Raw genomic sequence first — 1846 nt, 5'->3', positions numbered from 1 at the left:
CGCTCGGCTGCGGCAGACGCGCGTCGGCCTGCTGGGCCGCGATGGCCTCGATCTTCGCCAGCAGCGACGATGCCGGCCGCGCCCGATCCGTACCGCCGAGCACCGGCGTGTCGACGGCATCCAGCGCGCCGGCGCCCATCGCGTCGAACACGAGACTCGCATGATGACCCACGTCCGACGTCACGATGAGAATCGGACAGGGCGAGCGCCGCATGATCTCACGCGTGGCCGCCACGCCGTCCATCACGGGCATGACGAGATCCATCAGCACGAGGTCCGGCGGGGTGGGCGTGCACATCGACACCGCCTGTGCCCCATCGTGCGCCACCCATGCCACGTCGAACCCCGGTCGTTGCGCGAGCGTGCGACGCAGCGCCTCGACGGCGATGCTCGAATCGTTGACGATCCCAATCCTCATGACCCCGGCTCCCCGATGAGGTCCACCACGGCGCGCAACAACGCGTCGTCGTGAAAGCTGCCTTTCGCGAGGTAATAATCGGCGCCGGCATCGAGTCCGCGCTGTCGATCCTCCTCACGATCCTTGTAAGACACGATCATGACCGGCAACGCTGCCGTACGCGCGTCGCGCTTGATGAGCGTGACCAGTTCCACGCCGTCCATGCGCGGCATGTCGACGTCGGTAATCACCATATCGAACGTCTCGCTGCGCACGGCATTCCAACCCTCCATACCGTCGACGGCGACGCGCACCTCATAGCCGCGCGCGGCCAGCAGTTTGCGTTCGAGTTCGCGCACGGTCAACGAATCGTCGACGACGAGCACGCGCTTGCTGGCACGTCCGCTCGCCTGGGCGGCGCGCACCGGCACCCGTTCGAGCGACCCCAGCTCCACCGCCTTGGCAATGGAGCGCACCAGATCGGCCGTGTCGATGATGAGCAACGGGGCGCCGTCTTCCGTGAGCGCCCCGGCGGCAATATTGGGTACCTTGCCGAGCCGGGTGTCGAGCGGTTGCACGACGAGCATGCGCTCGCCCAGGAACTTGTCGACGGCCAGCCCGTAACGCGCGTCGCCGTCGCCGAACACGACCACCGGTTGATCCCCCGCCACCGCGACCGGCGCACTGCCGCACAGGACTTGCTGCGCGCTCACGAGTCCGATCTGCTTGCCGTCGAGCGTGAAGTGCGGACGCCCCTCGAGCACAGCGATGTGCTCTTGCGGGAGCGCCAGCGTGCGCGACAGGTTCGCGAGCGGCAACGCATACGGCTCGCCCGCGATCTCCACGAGCAGGCTGCGCACCACGGAGAGCGTGAGCGGCAACTGCAGAATGACTTTCGTGCCGCGCCCCGGCGTGTGCTCGATGCGCACGGTGCCGCGCACCGTCGCCACCATCGCCCGCACCGCGTCGAGTCCAACGCCGCGTCCGGAGACATCCGTCACCGTATCGCGCAGCGTGAAGCCGGGCAGCATCAGGAATTCGAGCAGCTCGCTGTCGTCGAGCCGCTGTGCCGTGTCCGGCGCAGCCAGCCCGCGCGCGACCACCGCCCGTCGCACGCGCTCGAGATCGATGCCCGCACCGTCGTCCGCTACGCTCACAAGCAACAGCCCCGCGCTGTGCCGCGCGCTGAGCGTGATAACGCCCTCGGCCGGCTTGCCCGCCCCCGCGCGCTCGGCCGGGCGCTCCAATCCGTGGTCGACGGCATTGCGCAGCAAATGGCCGAGTGGCGCTTCAAGCTGATCGAGAATGTCGCGGTCGACCGGCGTATGCGCGCCACGAATCTCCAGCCGCGCTGGCTTGCCGAGCGAGCGGCCCAGGTCGCGCACCATGCGCGCAAATCCGCCCAGCCGGTCGTCGAGCGGACGCATCCGGCACGCGAGCGCTTCGTCG

The 1846-nt window shown here is 68.9% G+C and carries 2 protein-coding genes; both read right to left on the bottom strand.

What is annotated here, in order from left to right; all coding sequences use genetic code 11:
* Positions 1 to 418, bottom strand: a 418-nt coding sequence (locus A985_RS0104700) for a response regulator (protein ID WP_017232250.1), incomplete at its 3' end; no start/stop codon positions are given.
* On the bottom strand, positions 415 to 1846 hold a 1432-nt coding region (locus A985_RS28940), incomplete at its 5' end, for a hybrid sensor histidine kinase/response regulator (RefSeq protein ID WP_157211353.1). The genes A985_RS0104700 and A985_RS28940, both read right to left, overlap by 4 nt.

The sequence above is a fragment of the Pandoraea sp. B-6 genome (assembly GCF_000282835.1).
GTDB lineage: Bacteria > Pseudomonadota > Gammaproteobacteria > Burkholderiales > Burkholderiaceae > Pandoraea > Pandoraea cepalis.
The sequence above is the reverse complement of the archived record's forward strand: the minus strand, read 5'-3'. Positions and strand labels throughout refer to the sequence as shown.